The following is a 14,628-nucleotide window of genomic DNA, read 5'->3' as shown; positions in this document are numbered from 1 at the left end:
GGCGCCGCGCGCCGACCCCAACTATCCACTTGTGCTGATGAATCCGCTGCCCCGTCCGGGACGGGTGGTCACTCCTTGACCGGCTCGGCTTCCTCGGTGATCGTCTCGGCCGCCGGCGCCTCGGCGCGCTTGATCACCCGCGCGACGGCGGGGCGGGCGTACCGGGTCTGCACGCCCGGGGCGACCTCCAGCAGGACCGTCTCGTCCTCGACCGCGGTGACGGTGCCGTGCAGGCCGCCGATGGTGACCACCTCGTCGCCCGGGGCGAGGGCGGACTGCATCTGCTCCGCCTCGCGGCGGCGCTTCTGCTGCGGACGGATCATCATGAAGTACATGACGACGAAAAGCAGAGCGATCATGAGGATCGGCGTCAGACTGCCGGCTCCCCCGCCACTCGCTGCTGCGTAAAGCACGGTGTAGACCTTCCGGTTGGCCTCCGTCCCGGCACCCGGGGGCACCGCAGCGGAAGCGGATTCTCACGTCCTGTACAAACCGCGGCGAAGTCTAGTCCCTGCTCCTGAGAAGACCGAATGCGGCACAGATCACGAACGGATCACGGCTGATCGGTCTGCACCGAGAAGAGATCGGGCCCCGGAGGCGCTTCTGCGCCAAATGTACCATTCGGTGGCGTCCGCCCCAGGTGCCGCCAGGCGGCCTCGGTCGCCACCCGCCCGCGCGGGGTACGGGCCAGCAGCCCGGCCCGCACCAGGAACGGCTCGCAGACCTCCTCGACCGTGTCCGGCTGTTCGCCGACCGCCACCGCGAGGGTGGACAGGCCCACCGGGCCGCCCCGGAACGAGTCGACGAGCGCGGTCAGCACCGCCCGGTCGAGCCGGTCCAGGCCGAGCGCGTCCACGTCGTAGACGGTCAGCGCGGCCTGCGCGGTCTCCAGCGTGACCACGCCGTCGGCGCGTACCTCGGCGTAGTCGCGGACCCGGCGCAGCAGCCGGTTGGCGATCCGCGGAGTGCCCCGGGACCGGCCGGCGATCTCCGCCGCGCCGTCGGCGGTGATCGGCACGCCGAGGATCCGGGCCGACCGGTGCAGCAGCGCCTCCAGGTCGGCCGGCGCGTAGAAGTCGAGGTGCGCGACGAAGCCGAACCGATCGCGCATCGGGCCGGTCAGCAGGCCGGACCGGGTGGTGGCGCCGACAAGCGTGAACGGCTCCACGTCGAGCGGGATGGCGGTGGCGCCCGGCCCCTTGCCCACCACCACGTCGACCCGGAAGTCCTCCATGGCGCTGTAGAGCAGTTCCTCGGCCGGTTTGGCGATCCGGTGGATCTCGTCGATGAACAGCACGTCGCCCTCGGCGAGGCTGGTCAGGATCGCGGCCAGGTCGCCGGACCGCTCGATGGCCGGGCCGCTGGTCACCCGGATCCCGGTGCCCAGCTCGGCGGCGACGATGTTGGCCAAGGTCGTCTTGCCGAGGCCGGGCGGACCGGACAGCAGGATGTGGTCCGGCGGGGAGCCGCGCCGCATCGCGCCCTGCAACAGCAGGTCGAGCTGGTCGCGGACGCGGTGCTGAGCGATGAACTCGTCGAGCCGCTTCGGCCGGACGCTGGCCTCCGCGTCCAGCTCGCCGTCGTCGACGTACGCCGAGACCAGGTTCTCCCCGCTCATCGGCTGCGACCCAGGAGACGGATGGCCTGCTTGAGCAGCACCGGCACCGGCGGGGTCGCACCGTCCACGGTCTCCGCCACCGCGGCCACCGCCTGCTCGGCCTGGGCCGCCGACCAGCCGAGCCCGACCAGCGCCTGGCGGACCTGGTCCGGCCAGGCGCCGGCGGTCACCCCGGCCGCGCCGTCGGCGCCCACCGGCACCGGGCCGACCCGGTCGCGCAGTTCCAGCACCAGCCGCTCGGCGCCCTTCTTGCCGATGCCGGGCACCCGGGTCAGCGCCGCGGTGTCCGCGTTGGCGATGGCCTTGCGGACCGCGTCCGGCGTGTGCACCGCGAGCACCGCCTGAGCCAGCCGGGGACCGACGCCGCTGGCGGTCTGCAGCAGCTCGAACAACTGCTTGGCGTCGTCGTCGGCGAAGCCGTAGAGGGTGAGCGAGTCCTCCCGGACCACCAGGCTGGTCGCGAGCCGGGCCGGCTGGCCCACGCGCAGGTCGGCGAGCGTGCCGGGGGCGCACTGCACGGCCAGGCCGACGCCGCCCACCTCCACCACCGCGTGATCCGGGCCGGTGGCGGTCACCGTGCCGCGTACGCTCGCGATCATCGCGTCCCTCCTCGTCGGGCCCGTTGCGCTGCCTCGGCCAGCTTGGACCGGGTGCCGCCGCGCCACACGTGACAGATGGCCAGTGCCAGGGCGTCGGCGGCGTCCGCCGGCTTCGGCGGCTCGGGCAACCGCAGCAGCCGGGTGACCATGGTGGTCATCTGCTTCTTGTCCGCCTGCCCCGAGCCGGTCACCGCGGCCTTGACCTCGCTCGGCGTGTACGTCGTCACCGGCAGTCCGGCCCGGGCCCCGGCGAGCACCGCGACGCCGCTGGCCTGCGCGGTGCCCATCACGGTGCGGACGTTGTGCTGGCTGAACACGCGCTCCACCGCGACCGCGTCCGGCCGGTGCTCGGAGACCAGGTCGCCGAGTGAGCGGTCCAGGTGCAGCAGGCGCAGCGCCAGGTCGTCCTCGGGGTCGGTGTAGACCACGTAGTAGGCCACGAGCGCACAGGGACGGCCGGGCCTGCCCTCGACCACGCCGACCCCGCACCGGGTCAGGCCCGGGTCGACGCCCAGCACGCGCACGCCGCCTCCTCCCCGAGCCGCCAGCAGTACGTGTGTTCGACACACCCTACTGGTGCCCGCCGGGAGCGGGGCGGCCGGACACGCCGGGCGCGGCCGTGACGCGGCGCACCACACACGCAGGCGGTGGAGTATGTGTCGCCGCCCCATGTGCCAGGGGGCACCCGGCTCGTACGTTCATGCGCCATGACGGCAGAACCCGTGGCGGTCCCCCACGTCGTACACGTCGACCTGACCGGTCGCACCGCGCTGGTCACAGGTGGTGGCGGCGGCATCGGGCGGGCCTGTGCCCTGCGCCTGGCGGCGGCCGGCGCGACGGTCGTGGTGCTGGACCGCGACGTGGCGGCAGCCGAGAAGGTGGCCGCCGAGGCCGGCGGCCGGGCGGTCGGGATCGACCTGGCCGACCCGGCGGCGGTGGACCGGCTCGACGCCGACGCCGACATCGTGGTCAACAACGCCGGGCTGCAGCACGTCGCGCCGGTGCAGGACTTCCCGGTCGAGCGCTTCGAGTACATCCAGCGGGTGATGGTGGAGGCGCCGTTCCTGCTGATCCGCCGCGCGCTGCCCCGGATGTACGCGAACGGCTGGGGCCGGGTCGTGAACATCTCCTCGGTGCACGGGCTGCGCGCCTCGCCGTTCAAGGCCGCGTACGTCTCGGCCAAGCACGCACTGGAGGGCCTGTCCAAGGTGGTCGCGCTGGAGGGCGCCGCGCACGGCGTCACGGCCAACTGCATCAACCCGGCGTACGTGCGCACCGCGCTGGTGGAGAGCCAGATCGCCGACCAGGCGGCCACCCACGGCATCGGCGAGGACGAGGTGGTCGAGAAGATCATGCTGGCCCGGGCGGCGATCAAGCGGCTGATCGAGCCGGCGGAGGTGGCCGAACTGGTGGCGTACCTGTGCTCGCCGCCGGCCGCGTTCCTCACCGGCACCTCGATCGCCCTCGACGGGGGCTGGACGGCGAACTAGTGGGCCCGCGCACAATGTCGGTCATGTCGTCGCCGGTCGAGTTCCTGGAGCTGCTGGCGCGCGAGGCCGCCGCGGTCGAGTTCGAGGGCCCGCTGGTGGCCGCGCGCGCCGCCGGCCTGCCCGCCGAACGGCTCGCCGAGCTGGAGCAGGCGAAGGTGGTGGCGCTGCGGGTACGGGCGCTGCTGGCCCGCCGGCGCCGCCGGGAGACCGAGCTGTCCGGCCTGTACGACACCGCGAGCGACCTGGCCGGGCTGCGCGACCTGGACGACGTGCTGCGCGCGATCGTGCACCGGGCGCGAATCCTGCTCGGCACCGACGTGGCGTACATGACACTCAACGACGACGAGCGCGGCGACACGTACATGCGGGTCACCGACGGCTCGATCTCGGCCCGGTTCCAGCGGCTGCGCCTGGAGCTGGGCGACGGGCTCGGCGGGCTGGTCGCGCAGACCGGCACCCCGTACGTCACCTCCAACTACCAGGAGGACGAGCGGTTCCGGCACACCGGCGAGATCGACGGCGGGGTGGGCGAGGAGGGCCTGGTGGCCATCCTCGGCGTGCCGCTGCGGCTCGGGTCCAGCGTGATCGGCGTGCTGTACGCGGCGAACCGCTCGGCCCGGCCGTTCGCCCGCGAGGAGGTGTCGCTGCTGGTGTCGCTGGCGGCGCATGCGGCGGTCGCGATCGACACCGCGCGGCTGCTGGCCGAGACCCGGGCGGCGCTGGCGGAGCTGTCCGCGGCGAACCGCACCATCCGGGCGCACAGCAGCTCGGTGGAGCGGGCCGCCGCGGCGCACGACCGGATGACCGCACTGGTGGTGCGCGGCGGCGGGATGGAGGACGTGGCGGCGGCGGTCACCGAGGTGCTCGGCGGCGCGCTGCTGGCGCTGGACGCCGAGGGCCGGCGGCTGGCCCGGGTCGGCGAGATCGAGGAGCCGGACCGGGCGGACATCGTGGAGGCGGTCGCCGCGTCCCGTACCGAGGGGCGCAGCGTGCGCCGGGGCCCGCTCTGGTACGCCGCGGTGGTGGCGGGTGCGGAGAACCTGGGCGCGCTGGTGCTGCGCCCGGACGACGAGCTGGTCGACGCGGACCAGCGCATCCTGGAGCGCGCCGCGCTGGTGACCGCGTTGCTGCTGCTGTTCCGCCGGACCGTGGCCGAGGCGGAGGGGCGGGTACGCGGCGAGCTGCTGGACGATCTGATCGCCCGGCCGCTGCGTGACACCGACGCGCTGCGTGCACGGGCCCGCCGTATCGGGGTGGACCTGGACGCCCCGCACGTGCTGGTGGCGGTCGGCGACGACGCGTTCGCCGAGACCGGTTCGGCGCGGCAGCGGGTGCTGTCCTGGGCCACCACGTACGCCTCGGCCCGGGGCGGCCTGGCCGCGGCGCGCGACGGGCGGGTGGTGCTGATGCTGCCGGGTCAGGACGCCGGTGGCGCGGCCCGCGCGGTGGCCCGGGACCTGTCGAGGGTGACCGGCCGCCCGGTGACCGCCGGGGCGAGCGGGCCGTCGACCGGTCCGGCGTCGCTGGCCGTCACGTTCGCCGAGGCGGAGCGCTGCCTGTCCGCGCTCGGCGCGCTGGGCCGGGCGGGGCAGGGGGCGAGCACCGCCGAGCTGGGGTTCGTCGGGCTGCTGCTGGGCGCCGTCGGTGACGCCGGGGACCGGGACGTGGCCCGGTTCCTCGCCACCACCGTGGGGCCGGTGCTGGACTACGACGCCCGGCGGGGCACCGCGCTGGTGAAGACGCTGGAGGCGTACTTCGGGGTGGGCGGCAGCCTGGCCCGGGCCGCCGAGCAGCTGCACGTGCACGTGAACACGGTGACCCAGCGGCTGGAACGGGTCGGGCAGCTGCTCGGCACGGACTGGCAGCGGCCGGAGCGGGCGCTGGAGGTGCAGCTCGCGCTGCGCCTGCACCGGTTGCGCACGCCGGCCCGCTGAGCGCGCGCCGGCCCGGGCGCGGGTCAGCGGGTGCGCAGGCCGTCCAGGACCGTGTCCACGATCCGCTCGGGCAGCATCCGCTCGTCGCGCTCCGGGTGCCAGCGCAGCATCCGCTGGGTGAGCATCGGCGCGGTGAGCAGCGACATGGTCACCTCGATGTCGAGATCGGCGCGCAGCTCGCCGCGGTCGATCGCGCCGCGCAGCACCTCGCGCATCGCCGCGCGCCGGGGCTCGATGATCGCCTCGTACGCCTGCCGGTGGGCCGAGCTGCGGTTCACCTCCGGCACCAGGCACGGCATGATCTTGCGGACCCGGGGGTCGGCGTGCTGACCCACGGCGCCGACCAGCAGCACCAGGTCGTCGCGGACAGAGTGCCCGGCGGTGTGCGGCGCGGGCCCCTTGAGCGTGCGCAAGGCGTCCAGCAGCAGCGCGTCCTTGCCCGGCCAGCGGCGGTAGATGGTGGCCTTGCCGACGCCGGCGCGGGCCGCGATCGCCTCGATGGACAGCGACTCTATGGTGCTGCCCTCGGCCAGCAGGTCGAGGGTGGCGTCGACGATCGCCTCGTCCGCGCGGGTGCTCCGCGGTCGCCCGGGCGACCGCGGAGCATCCGCCGTGGAAGTCATGTCAGACATTGTCCACGAACCTACGCGGTACCGGCCAACTCCCTGTCGGTGACCGGCGGCGCGTCGGGGGCGACGACCGGCCGGCCCGGCATCCAGCGCAGCACGATCACGATGCCGAGCGCGGCCACCACCGCGGAGACGCCCGCCGCCCAGTGCATGGCCGAGACGAACGAGTCGTTGGCCGCGTCGATCAGTCGCGGCGCGTCGGGGCCGAGCCGGCCGGCGACGGCGTACGCCCCGGACACCGACTCGCGGGCGGCGTCGCGCACCGGGGCGGGCAGGGCCGCCACCGCCGGGGCGACCTGGTCGCGGTAGACCGCGGAGAGCACCGAACCGAGCACCGCCACGCCGAGCGCGCCGGCCACCTGGCGCACCGTGTTGCTGACCGCGGAACCGACGCCAGCCTTCTCCCGGGGCAGCGCGGACATGATCGACTCCGTGGCCGGCGGCATGATGTTCGCCATCCCGGCGCCCTGGAGGAAGCCCAGCGCCGAGAAGATCCAGATCGGGGTGTCCGCGTCGATGAAGACGAACGCGGCGAGCGCCACGGTGGTGAGCAGCAGCCCGACGGCGGCGACCGCCCGGCCGCCGTAGCGGCGGACCATCGCCGCGCTGCGCGGCGCGAAGACGAGCTGGGCGGCGGCGAACGGCAGGAACAGCAGGCCGCTCTCCAGCGGGCTGTAGCCGCGGACGAGCTGGAGGTAGAACGCGCCGAAGAACATCACGCCCATGGCGGCGAAGAAGACCAGCCCGACCAGGGCCACCGGGGCGGCGAAGCGGGGCACCCGGAACAGCCGCACGTCCAGCGACGGGTGGTCGCTGCGCAGCTCGTGGGCGACGAACCAGCCGAGCACCGCGAGGCCGCCGAGCACCGCCACCCACACCTGCGGGCGGCCGAAGCCGTGCTCGCCGCCGTCGATGATGCCGTAGGTGAGCGCGACCAGGCCGACCACCGACAGCAGCACGCCGAGCAGGTCGACCCGGCCCGGCCTGGGGTCGCGGGACTCGGGGACCAGGGCCGCGACGAGCACCACGCCGAGCGCCACCACCGGCACGTTGATCAGGAAGACCGAACCCCACCAGAAGTGCTCCAGCAGCGCACCGCCGAGCACCGGGCCGATCGCCACCGCGAGGCCTACCGCGCCGGCCCAGACGCCGATCGCCTTGGCGCGCTCGCGCGGGTCGAAGACGATGGAGATGATCGAGAGCGTCACCGGCATGATCGCCGCGCCGCCGACGCCCATCAGCGCACGGGCCGCGATGAGCTGGCCCGGGTCCTGGGCGTACGCGGACAGCAGCGAGGACAGGCCGAACACCGCCAGCCCGAGGATCAGGAAGCGGCGGCGGCCGAGCCGGTCACCGAGCACGCCGAAGGTGAACAGCAGCGCGGCGAAGACGAGCGTGTAGGAGTTGATCGCCCATTCCAGCTCGCCCTGGGTGGCGCCGAGGCCGTGCACCGGGTCGGCCAGGGTGCGCAACGCGACGTTGAGGATGGTGTTGTCGAGGACGACGACGAGGAGGCTGATCACCAGCACCCCGAGGATCGCCCACCTCCTCGGATGTCCGGTGTTCCCGTGTGGTTCCACGTCCGTGCTCCCCCCGGTTCACCCCGCGTCGGAATACGATACGGGTAAGACTCGTAACGGAACCGAGCGTAGGTGAGAGGGTTTCGATACGGAACGGGTTCGTATCGGATGTGTCTCAGGTCACGCCGGCGGTCCGGCGGCCAGCGCCAGCCGCAGCAGCGCGTCCCGCACCGGCAGCAGCCGCCGCACGCCGGCCAGCCGCCCCGCCCACCGCGCGCCCGCCGCGATCCGCTGCGTGGGCCGCCGGCGTCGCCCGTCGTACGCGCGCAGCCCGGCCGGCACGTCGCCGGTGCCGCGCAGGCAGTCGGCGAGCGTGACCGCGTCGATCAGCGCCTGGCAGGCACCCTGCCCGAGATCCGGTGTCATCGCGTGCGCGGCGTCCCCGAGCAGCGCCGTCCGGCCGGACACGTACGACGGCAGCGGCGTCAGGTCGTGGATCTCGTGCCGCAGGATCCCCTCTCCGGTGAGCGCGTCGAGCACCTGCGGCACCGGCCGGTGCCAGTCGCCGAAGAGGCGCCGCAGCTCGTCCCGGTCGTCGGGCGGCGCCGGGTGCCCCTCGGGCAGCCGCACCGCGGCGTACCAGTTGGTGCGGCCCGGCCCGGCCGGGGTCAGCCCGAACTTGCGCCCCCGCCCCCAGGTCTCGCCGCCCTCGGTCAGATCCAGGTCGACCACACCGCGCCAGGCCACCGCGCCCGCGTAGCGCAACGGGTACCGCCCGCCGTACATCTGCGCGCGCACCACGCTGTTGATCCCGTCCGCGCCCACCACCAGGTCGTACGCGTCGCGCAGCGGCAGCGGGTCGGTCACCGGCTCGCCGAGGCGCAGCGCCGGGCCGGGCAGCGCGCCGGCCAGGACGGCGAGCAGCACCGGCCGGGTGACCAGGTGCACCGGCTCGCCGTGCCGGCGTTCCAGCCGGTCGACGTCGATGGTGGCGATCCGGCTGCCGTCCGGGCGCCGGATCGACCCGCCGGCCTGGCGGCTGCCCCGGCGGCGCACCTCGTCGCCGACGCCGAGCGCGTCCAGGGCACGCATCGCTTCGGGCCAGATGCCGAGCCCGGTGCCGGTCTGCGGCAACGCCGCGGACCGTTCCCGGACCGTCACCTCCCAGCCCGCCGCGCGCAGGCCGATGCCCACCGCGAGCCCGCCGATCCCGCCCCCGACCACGACCGCGTGTCCGCCCACGCCGTCACCGTACTACAGGTGTAGTTAACTGCACTACGCCTGTAGTCTGGCCGGGTGACCGATCGCCGGCAGCTCCTGCTCGACGCGGCCGTCCGGGTGCTCGGCACCCGGGGAACACGGCAGCTCACCCACCGGGCCGTGGACGCGGAGGCGGGACTGCCCGAGGGCTCCGCCTCCAATCGGTTCCGCACCCGGGAGGCGCTGGTCGCCGGCGTCTTCGAGCGGCTGGTCGAGGTGGAGACCGCAGCCTGGCAGCGGCTCGCCGTGGACCTGGCACCGGGCGACGTGGCCGCGTTCGCCGCCGTCGTCGGCCGGCTGATCCGGGAGTTCACCGGCAAGCAGCGGGTGGTCACGCTGGCCCGGTACGCGCTGTTCGTCGAGGCGGCCGTACGGCCCGGCCTGCGCCCGGCGATCGACGCCGCCCGGGCACGACTGGCCGGCTTGGGGGAGCCGCTTCTGGCCACGCTCGGCTCGACCGACCCGGCGGCCCACTTCCCGATGCTGCTGGCACTCATCGACGGCCTGCTGGGCATTCAGCTCGTGTCTCCGGACGACGACGTCGACCCGGAAGCCGCCGTCGCCGCGCTGCTGCACGGCTTCCGCGCCGGCCCGTCCGCCTAGGTCCGACCGGCGCGGCGGCCGGCCGCCTCACGACAGGTGCCGAGCGCGTCGGACAGGCTCGTCAGGTGCCCGGCGGGCGGCATGATCCAGCCCGGTCCGGCGCTGTGCACCCACACCGACGGGAACTCCCGCGCGAACCGGGCCATCCGGTACGCCCGTCCGGTCACCGGGGTCTGCGACCACACCACAACCGTGTGCGGCCTGCTACGGCGCACCGCGCTGGCCAGCGCGGGCCAGGGCAGGGCGGCGCCCAGCAACAGGCTGCCCAGGTTCGCTTCCCGCAGCGCGGCGGCGAGCGCGTGCAGGCCGAGACAGTGCAGTTCCTGTTCCGCCGCGGCCAGCAGGATGCCCCCGCCCGGCGACGTCCGCCCCGGCTCCCGCAGCAGTGCGTCCAGGCCGGACCGGATCCCCTCGGAGAACGCGTGCTCCACCGCCACCTCGACGGCGCTGCGCCCGGGCAGCGCGGCCAACATCGGCGCGCAGACCCGTTCCCACAGCGCGGTCACGCCCCACCGGCCCGCGGCCTCGACGACCAGCGCCGCGACCCGGTTGCCGTCCAGGTCCTCCGCGGCGAGCGTGAGGTGCTTGCGGACGTCCTCGACGGCGTCGCCCGGCATCGCCTCGGACACCACCAGAAGCACCTCCCGGGTAGACGGTCACTACCCGGGGTTCGGCGCGGCGGTGCGGTTTGGATGCGCTCGGGCCGAACCGGTCCGGCCGGGATGCGATCCCGCACCGGGCCGGTGGGGCGGATCACACCGGCTCGCGCTCCACCGGCTCGCGCTCAGCCGGAGCGGGTTGCGTCGGTAGGGGCTTCACCGGCCCGGGCTCCGTTGCGGCGACGGGCCGGCGGCGCAGCAGCAGCCACGCCACCGCGATCAGACCCAGGGCGAGCGTTGTCAGCAGGTACGCGTCGGCCGCCAGCGACTTCGCCGTCCCCTCCATATGGCCCGAGCTCCAGATCAGCCCGCGGGGGACCGTCGCGCCGGTGCGGTCGGGGCCGGGCCACAGCAGGAACGGCAGCACGGCGGCCACCGCGAGGGCGGCTGCGGGCACCCGGGCCGGACCGCGGGCACGCCGCGCCAGATCGATCAGGACCAGCGCCATCGGGCCGGCCCAGATCCAGTAGTGCGACCAGCTCACCGGGGAGACGGCGAGCGTGGTGAAACCGACCATCACCATCGCGGCCGCCTCCTCACCCAGCCGGTGCAGCGCGACAGCGAGCGCCAGGCCGGCCACCCCGGCGAGCACCGCGGCCAGCAGCCACGACCCGCTGTTCAGTTCGTCGCTGCCGAGCACTCGTGCCACGAAACCCTGGAGGGACTGGTTGCCGACGTACCGCGGGCCGGAGGTCGCGAGCGGCCGGGACGAGTCGAACCCGCGGCCGTCGATCCAGTAGTCGTACGAACCGCCCGGCTGGATGATCGCGCCCAGCACGGTGAGCCCGGCGAACGTCGCCCCGGCCACCACGGCGGCCCGGATCCGGCGGGTCAGCAGCAGGTAGACCACGAACAGGCCCGGAAGCAGCTTGATCGAGGTGGCGACGCCGATGCCGACACCCTTGAACCGGCTCCGGTCCGGCCGCGCCAGGTCCGCCACCACCAGCAGCAGGACGAAGATGTTGATCTGACCGAGAAAGAAGGTGCGGTGCAGCGGCTCGCTCCACACGAGGACGGCGAGCACCGCCGCGGCGAGGCCGAGCCGACCGGCAGCGCCCCGGTACCCGAGCATCCGGGTGGTGAACCACAGTGCCGCGAGCATCGCCAGCAGGCCCCCCACGGTCCACACGTACAGGGCCACCCGATCGTCGAGCAGCGTCAGGGGCGTCATGAGCGGCAGGGTGATCGGCGGATAGGTGTAGGGCAGGTTCAGCGTCGTGTAACCCAGCCGGTAGACCGGCTCGCCGTCCAGGAAGGCCCGCGCGCCACCGACGTACATCCACAGGTCCGTGCCGCGCAGCGGGTCGTGATCCAGGAAGACGGCATACGCGGTGAGGGACCCGGCCAGTGCCAGCAGACCGGGCAGGAGCAACCAGGACGGCAGCGTGACCGGTCGTGGCGCCGGACGGCCGGCGGGGACCGTGGCGGCGAGCGCACGAAGGCGAGAAACGGTCATGAGTCGGGGATCATAGCGTCGCTCCGCGTCATGCGGGGGGGTACCGGCGCGCCACCCTCGTCGCGGTGCCGCCCGCGTACGCCGGATCAGCCGAACCGGTCCCGGCGGGCCGCCGCCCCGCAGAGGGCCAGGTGACCGTGCCCCCGACACCCGGGCGGAACAGCAGCACGACGAGGACGAAGATGCCGCCGGTGACCAGCCCGATGGCCTCTGCCAGCCGGTCCAGGGCCGCGGGCGCCTCGGACAGCGACACCGTGCCGCTCACCAGCGGCGCCAGGTCCAGGTCACCGGCAGCGAGCGCGGCGGCCAACTCCGGCACCTCCCGGTCGGGGTCGGTCGAGCCGTACACCGAGGAGCGCAGCACGGCCGCGAGCGTCGCACCGGGCCCGGCCTCGGCCACCACGCCCGTCGCCTCGTGCCCCAGCACCAGCGGGTACGCGGGCGCCAGCGTGCCGTCCACCATGGCCAGGTCGGAGTGGCAGATGCCGGCGGCGCGGATCTTCGAGGGCACGACGAGATGCAGCGACTGATCATCTCCCGCGACCTGCTGCGCGGGTACACGAAGATCGGCGGCCACCTGGCCTGAGCGTCAGCCGGTCAGCGCCTCGACCGCGCGATCCACGTCCGCCTCGGTCGTGTAGAGGTGGAACGAGGCCCGGACCCGGCCGGCCCGCACCGCCGCGCGTACCCCGGCGCGGGCCAGCCGCTCCTGCGCGTCCGGCACGTCCACCGTGACGATCGCGCTGTCGCCGGGCGGCCGGCCCAGCCCGGCCAGGAACCGGTTGGCCAGCCCCACGTCGTACGCGCGCACCGCCTCAAGGTCCAGGTCGGCGAGCAGTTCCAGCGCCGGGGCGGTGCCCGCGTAACTGAGCCACGGCGGCGCGATGTCGAACCGGCGCGCGTCGTCGGCCAGGCGCAGCGGCAGCCCGTAGTACGAGGCGTGCGGCTCGCGCCCGGCGTACCACCCGGCCGCGTCCGGGCGCATCCGCTCGCGCAACGCCGGGGCCAGGTAGGCGAAGGCCGAGCCGCGCGGCGACATCAACCATTTGTACGCCCCCACCACCACCGCGTCCGCCCGGTCCGCCGCGAACGGCAGCCACCCGCACGCCTGCGTCGCGTCGGCCACCACGAACGCGCCGTGCGCCCGGGCCGCCGCGACGATCTCGTCGTACGGGGCCACGGTGCCGTCGGCGGACTGCACCACGCTGAACGCCACCAGGTCCGTGCCGGCGTCGATCGCGTCGACCAGTCCGGCCAGCGGCACGGTGCGTACCCGCACGCCGCGGTCCCGCTGGACCAGCCACGGGAACAGGATCGAGGTGAACTCGGTCTCGGGCACCACCACCGTCGCGCCCGCCGGCAGCCCGGCCGCGATCGGCGCGACGAGTTGCGAGGCGCTGGCGCCGACGCTCACATCGGCGGCGTCCACACCGGTCAGTCGGGCGAAGGCGGCCCGGGAGCGGTCCACCGACTCGTCCCACACCTCGAACGACACCCGCCCGGTCCGCCAGCCGGCGAGCACCCGCTGCACGGCGTCCCACACCGGCTCCGGCGGCAGTCCGTAGGTGGCCGTGTTCAACCAGCCCGGCTCCGGCTGCCACAACTTCCGCGCCTGCTCCAGCTCCATGGCCCGACGCTAACCACCCCCGCCCCGCCCCCGACACCGCCAATCCCACCCCCGTGGCCCCATCCACCCCCTCACCCCCTCACCCCCTCACGATCTTGCAGTTTCGGCCCGGGCGAATGGTGCAAAGCCGCCAGACGCGGGGCCGAAACTGCAAGATCGCGGAGTAGGGGGAGCGGGCGGGGTGGGTGGGCGGAAAGCGCGAGATCGCGGGGTGCGGCGGCGTGCCGGAGGCCGCCATCCCAGCGCCTTCGCCCGGACGATCATGATGTTGGCGGCGTTCGTGGTCCGATCTGTCGCCGCCAACTTCATGATCGTCGCGGCGGGGGGAGGTCGGTCAGGGCCTCGGCCATCTCGGCTCGTACCCTCGGCAGGGGCCAGGTGGACAGGTCCTTCAGGGTGTAATGGCGGCGCAGGCGCCGTACCGCGGTCAGGCCGACCAGGTAGCCGCAGCGCTTGGGCAGGCCGGCCAGCGGCGAGTCCCGCATCAGGAAGTACGGGGCGTGGTGGTCGGCGTCGGTGGCGCCGAGGTCGGCGCGTACCCGGCGCAGGATCTCCGGCCACCGGCGGCGGCACTCGTCGAGCCACCGCCGGTGGCCGGGGCGGCCGAACCAGAGGTACGCCTCGTCCGGCCGGCCGGTGTCGAGTTCCGCAGTGACCTGCGTGGCGAGCCCTTCGGTGAACAACGCGTTCGCCACCCCGTGCTCGGGCCAGTCGCGGATCGCGGCGCCGCGGTCGTGCACCACGTGCGCCGCCTCGTGCCGGACCAGCAGGTCGAGGTCCTCCGGCGGCCCGAGTTGCTCCACGGCGAGGAAGAGCGCGTACCTGCCGTTCAGTTCACCGGCCCAGCCGTTTGCCTGGTTCAGCCCGACCAGCACGACGCACTCGACCGGCCCGCCGTCGCCGGACCAGCCGAGCGCGCCGGCCACCGCCGCGACAGCGTCGGGCAGCGCCGCGCGTACCGTCTCGGCTCTCGCCGCCAGGTCGGCGGCGCGGTCGCGGAGCCCGTCCAGGACGGATGCCACGCCGGTGGCGTCGGACCAGTCGCCGTCGCGGCGCAGCGCCCGCACCACGTCGGGGTGCCCGGCCAGGTAGCGGGAGGTCCACGACTCCGGCGGGCCGGACCTCCGGGCGCACGCGAGGAAGTCGGGCACCAGGTCGCGGACGCGCAGCAGGTCGGTGGGCGGCATCCGCACGATGCTGCCCGGCCGTGGCGCGCCGGGCAAGATCGCGACG

General features: G+C 74.5%; 14 protein-coding genes and 1 pseudogene. 3 read left to right on the top strand and 12 right to left on the bottom strand.

The features are described 5' to 3' along the window. Positions 1–68: 68 nt before the first annotated feature. The 4 genes from yajC to ruvC form a co-directional block, all read right to left on the bottom strand. Positions 69–413, bottom strand: coding sequence for a preprotein translocase subunit YajC (gene yajC, locus C569_RS0106770; RefSeq protein WP_036345294.1), 345 nt, complete (start codon positions 411–413; stop codon positions 69–71). 140 nt (positions 414–553) lie between these two features. Beyond that, positions 554–1,618, bottom strand: a complete 1,065-nt coding sequence (gene ruvB / locus C569_RS0106765; RefSeq protein ID WP_018785036.1) for a Holliday junction branch migration DNA helicase RuvB — start codon at positions 1,616–1,618, stop codon at positions 554–556. Then, a complete protein-coding gene (ruvA, locus tag C569_RS0106760) occupies positions 1,615–2,217 on the bottom strand; it encodes a Holliday junction branch migration protein RuvA (protein ID WP_018785035.1) in 603 nt (200 codons plus the stop codon). Before ruvA ends, ruvB begins: the two co-directional genes overlap by 4 nt. Beyond that, complete coding sequence (gene ruvC, locus C569_RS0106755) at positions 2,214–2,741, bottom strand: crossover junction endodeoxyribonuclease RuvC (protein ID WP_018785034.1); 528 nt, start codon at positions 2,739–2,741, stop codon at positions 2,214–2,216. Before ruvC ends, ruvA begins: the two co-directional genes overlap by 4 nt. Positions 2,742–2,924: 183 nt before the next feature. Between ruvC and C569_RS0106750 the strand changes: the two genes are divergently transcribed. Then, complete coding sequence (locus C569_RS0106750; protein ID WP_026267791.1) at positions 2,925–3,707, top strand: 3-hydroxybutyrate dehydrogenase; 783 nt, start codon at positions 2,925–2,927, stop codon at positions 3,705–3,707. Between the two features lie 14 nt (positions 3,708–3,721). Continuing rightward, positions 3,722–5,641, top strand: a complete 1,920-nt coding sequence (locus C569_RS0106745) for a helix-turn-helix domain-containing protein (protein ID WP_018785032.1) — start codon at positions 3,722–3,724, stop codon at positions 5,639–5,641. 23 nt (positions 5,642–5,664) lie between these two features. Here the strand turns inward: C569_RS0106745 and C569_RS0106740 are convergent, their stop codons facing one another. From C569_RS0106740 to C569_RS0106730, 3 genes are all read right to left on the bottom strand, one after another. Next, the gene (locus C569_RS0106740; protein ID WP_026267789.1) at positions 5,665–6,273 is read right to left on the bottom strand and encodes a TetR/AcrR family transcriptional regulator; all 609 of its coding nucleotides are present in this window, start codon (positions 6,271–6,273) and stop codon (positions 5,665–5,667) included. An 11-nt stretch (positions 6,274–6,284) separates the two neighbouring features. Beyond that, positions 6,285–7,850 carry an MFS transporter gene (locus tag C569_RS0106735; RefSeq protein ID WP_026267788.1) on the bottom strand — a complete coding sequence of 522 codons (1,566 nt, stop codon included), beginning with the start codon at positions 7,848–7,850 and terminating at the stop codon, positions 6,285–6,287. Positions 7,851–7,970: 120 nt separating this feature from the next. After that, positions 7,971–9,032, bottom strand: coding sequence for an FAD-dependent monooxygenase (locus C569_RS0106730; protein WP_018785029.1), 1,062 nt, complete (start codon positions 9,030–9,032; stop codon positions 7,971–7,973). A gap of 54 nt (positions 9,033–9,086) precedes the next feature. Between C569_RS0106730 and C569_RS0106725 the strand changes: the two genes are divergently transcribed. Next, on the top strand, positions 9,087–9,653 hold the full coding sequence (locus C569_RS0106725; RefSeq protein ID WP_018785028.1) for a TetR/AcrR family transcriptional regulator: 567 nt from the start codon (positions 9,087–9,089) through the stop codon (positions 9,651–9,653). Here the strand turns inward: C569_RS0106725 and C569_RS0106720 are convergent. The 5 genes and pseudogenes from C569_RS0106720 to C569_RS0106700 form a co-directional block, all read right to left on the bottom strand. Next, positions 9,650–10,285 carry a transcriptional regulator gene (locus C569_RS0106720; protein ID WP_196806685.1) on the bottom strand — a complete coding sequence of 212 codons (636 nt, stop codon included), beginning with the start codon at positions 10,283–10,285 and terminating at the stop codon, positions 9,650–9,652. The two genes, C569_RS0106725 and C569_RS0106720, sit on opposite strands and share 4 nt — an antisense overlap. A 121-nt stretch (positions 10,286–10,406) precedes the next feature. After that, the gene (locus C569_RS29885; RefSeq protein ID WP_081635909.1) at positions 10,407–11,768 is read right to left on the bottom strand and encodes a glycosyltransferase 87 family protein; all 1,362 of its coding nucleotides are present in this window, start codon (positions 11,766–11,768) and stop codon (positions 10,407–10,409) included. 364 nt (positions 11,769–12,132) lie between these two features. Next, a pseudogene (locus tag C569_RS34965) lies at positions 12,133–12,270 on the bottom strand (alcohol dehydrogenase catalytic domain-containing protein); the annotation flags it as partial. A gap of 87 nt (positions 12,271–12,357) precedes the next feature. Continuing rightward, positions 12,358–13,395: an aminotransferase class V-fold PLP-dependent enzyme gene (locus C569_RS0106705; protein ID WP_018785024.1), complete on the bottom strand. Its 1,038-nt coding sequence runs from the start codon at positions 13,393–13,395 to the stop codon at positions 12,358–12,360. 305 nt (positions 13,396–13,700) lie between these two features. Then, positions 13,701–14,618, bottom strand: coding sequence for a hypothetical protein (locus tag C569_RS0106700; protein ID WP_231394730.1), 918 nt, complete (start codon positions 14,616–14,618; stop codon positions 13,701–13,703). Positions 14,619–14,628: the final 10 nt, after the last annotated feature.

Source organism: Micromonospora sp. CNB394 (assembly GCF_000374985.1).
Classification (GTDB): domain Bacteria; phylum Actinomycetota; class Actinomycetes; order Mycobacteriales; family Micromonosporaceae; genus Micromonospora; species Micromonospora marina.
The sequence above is the reverse complement of the archived record's forward strand: the minus strand, read 5'-3'. Positions and strand labels throughout refer to the sequence as shown.

Coding starts and splice junctions, on each gene's coding strand:
- ruvB (WP_018785036.1), bottom strand. CDS start 1,618: ATGAGCGGGGAGAACCTGGTCTCGGCGTACGTCGACGACGGCGAGCTG.
- ruvA (WP_018785035.1), bottom strand. CDS start 2,217: ATGATCGCGAGCGTACGCGGCACGGTGACCGCCACCGGCCCGGATCAC.
- C569_RS0106750 (WP_026267791.1), top strand. CDS start 2,925: ATGACGGCAGAACCCGTGGCGGTCCCCCACGTCGTACACGTCGACCTG.
- C569_RS0106745 (WP_018785032.1), top strand. CDS start 3,722: ATGTCGGTCATGTCGTCGCCGGTCGAGTTCCTGGAGCTGCTGGCGCGC.
- C569_RS0106740 (WP_026267789.1), bottom strand. CDS start 6,273: ATGTCTGACATGACTTCCACGGCGGATGCTCCGCGGTCGCCCGGGCGA.
- C569_RS29885 (WP_081635909.1), bottom strand. CDS start 11,768: ATGACCGTTTCTCGCCTTCGTGCGCTCGCCGCCACGGTCCCCGCCGGC.
- C569_RS0106705 (WP_018785024.1), bottom strand. CDS start 13,395: ATGGAGCTGGAGCAGGCGCGGAAGTTGTGGCAGCCGGAGCCGGGCTGG.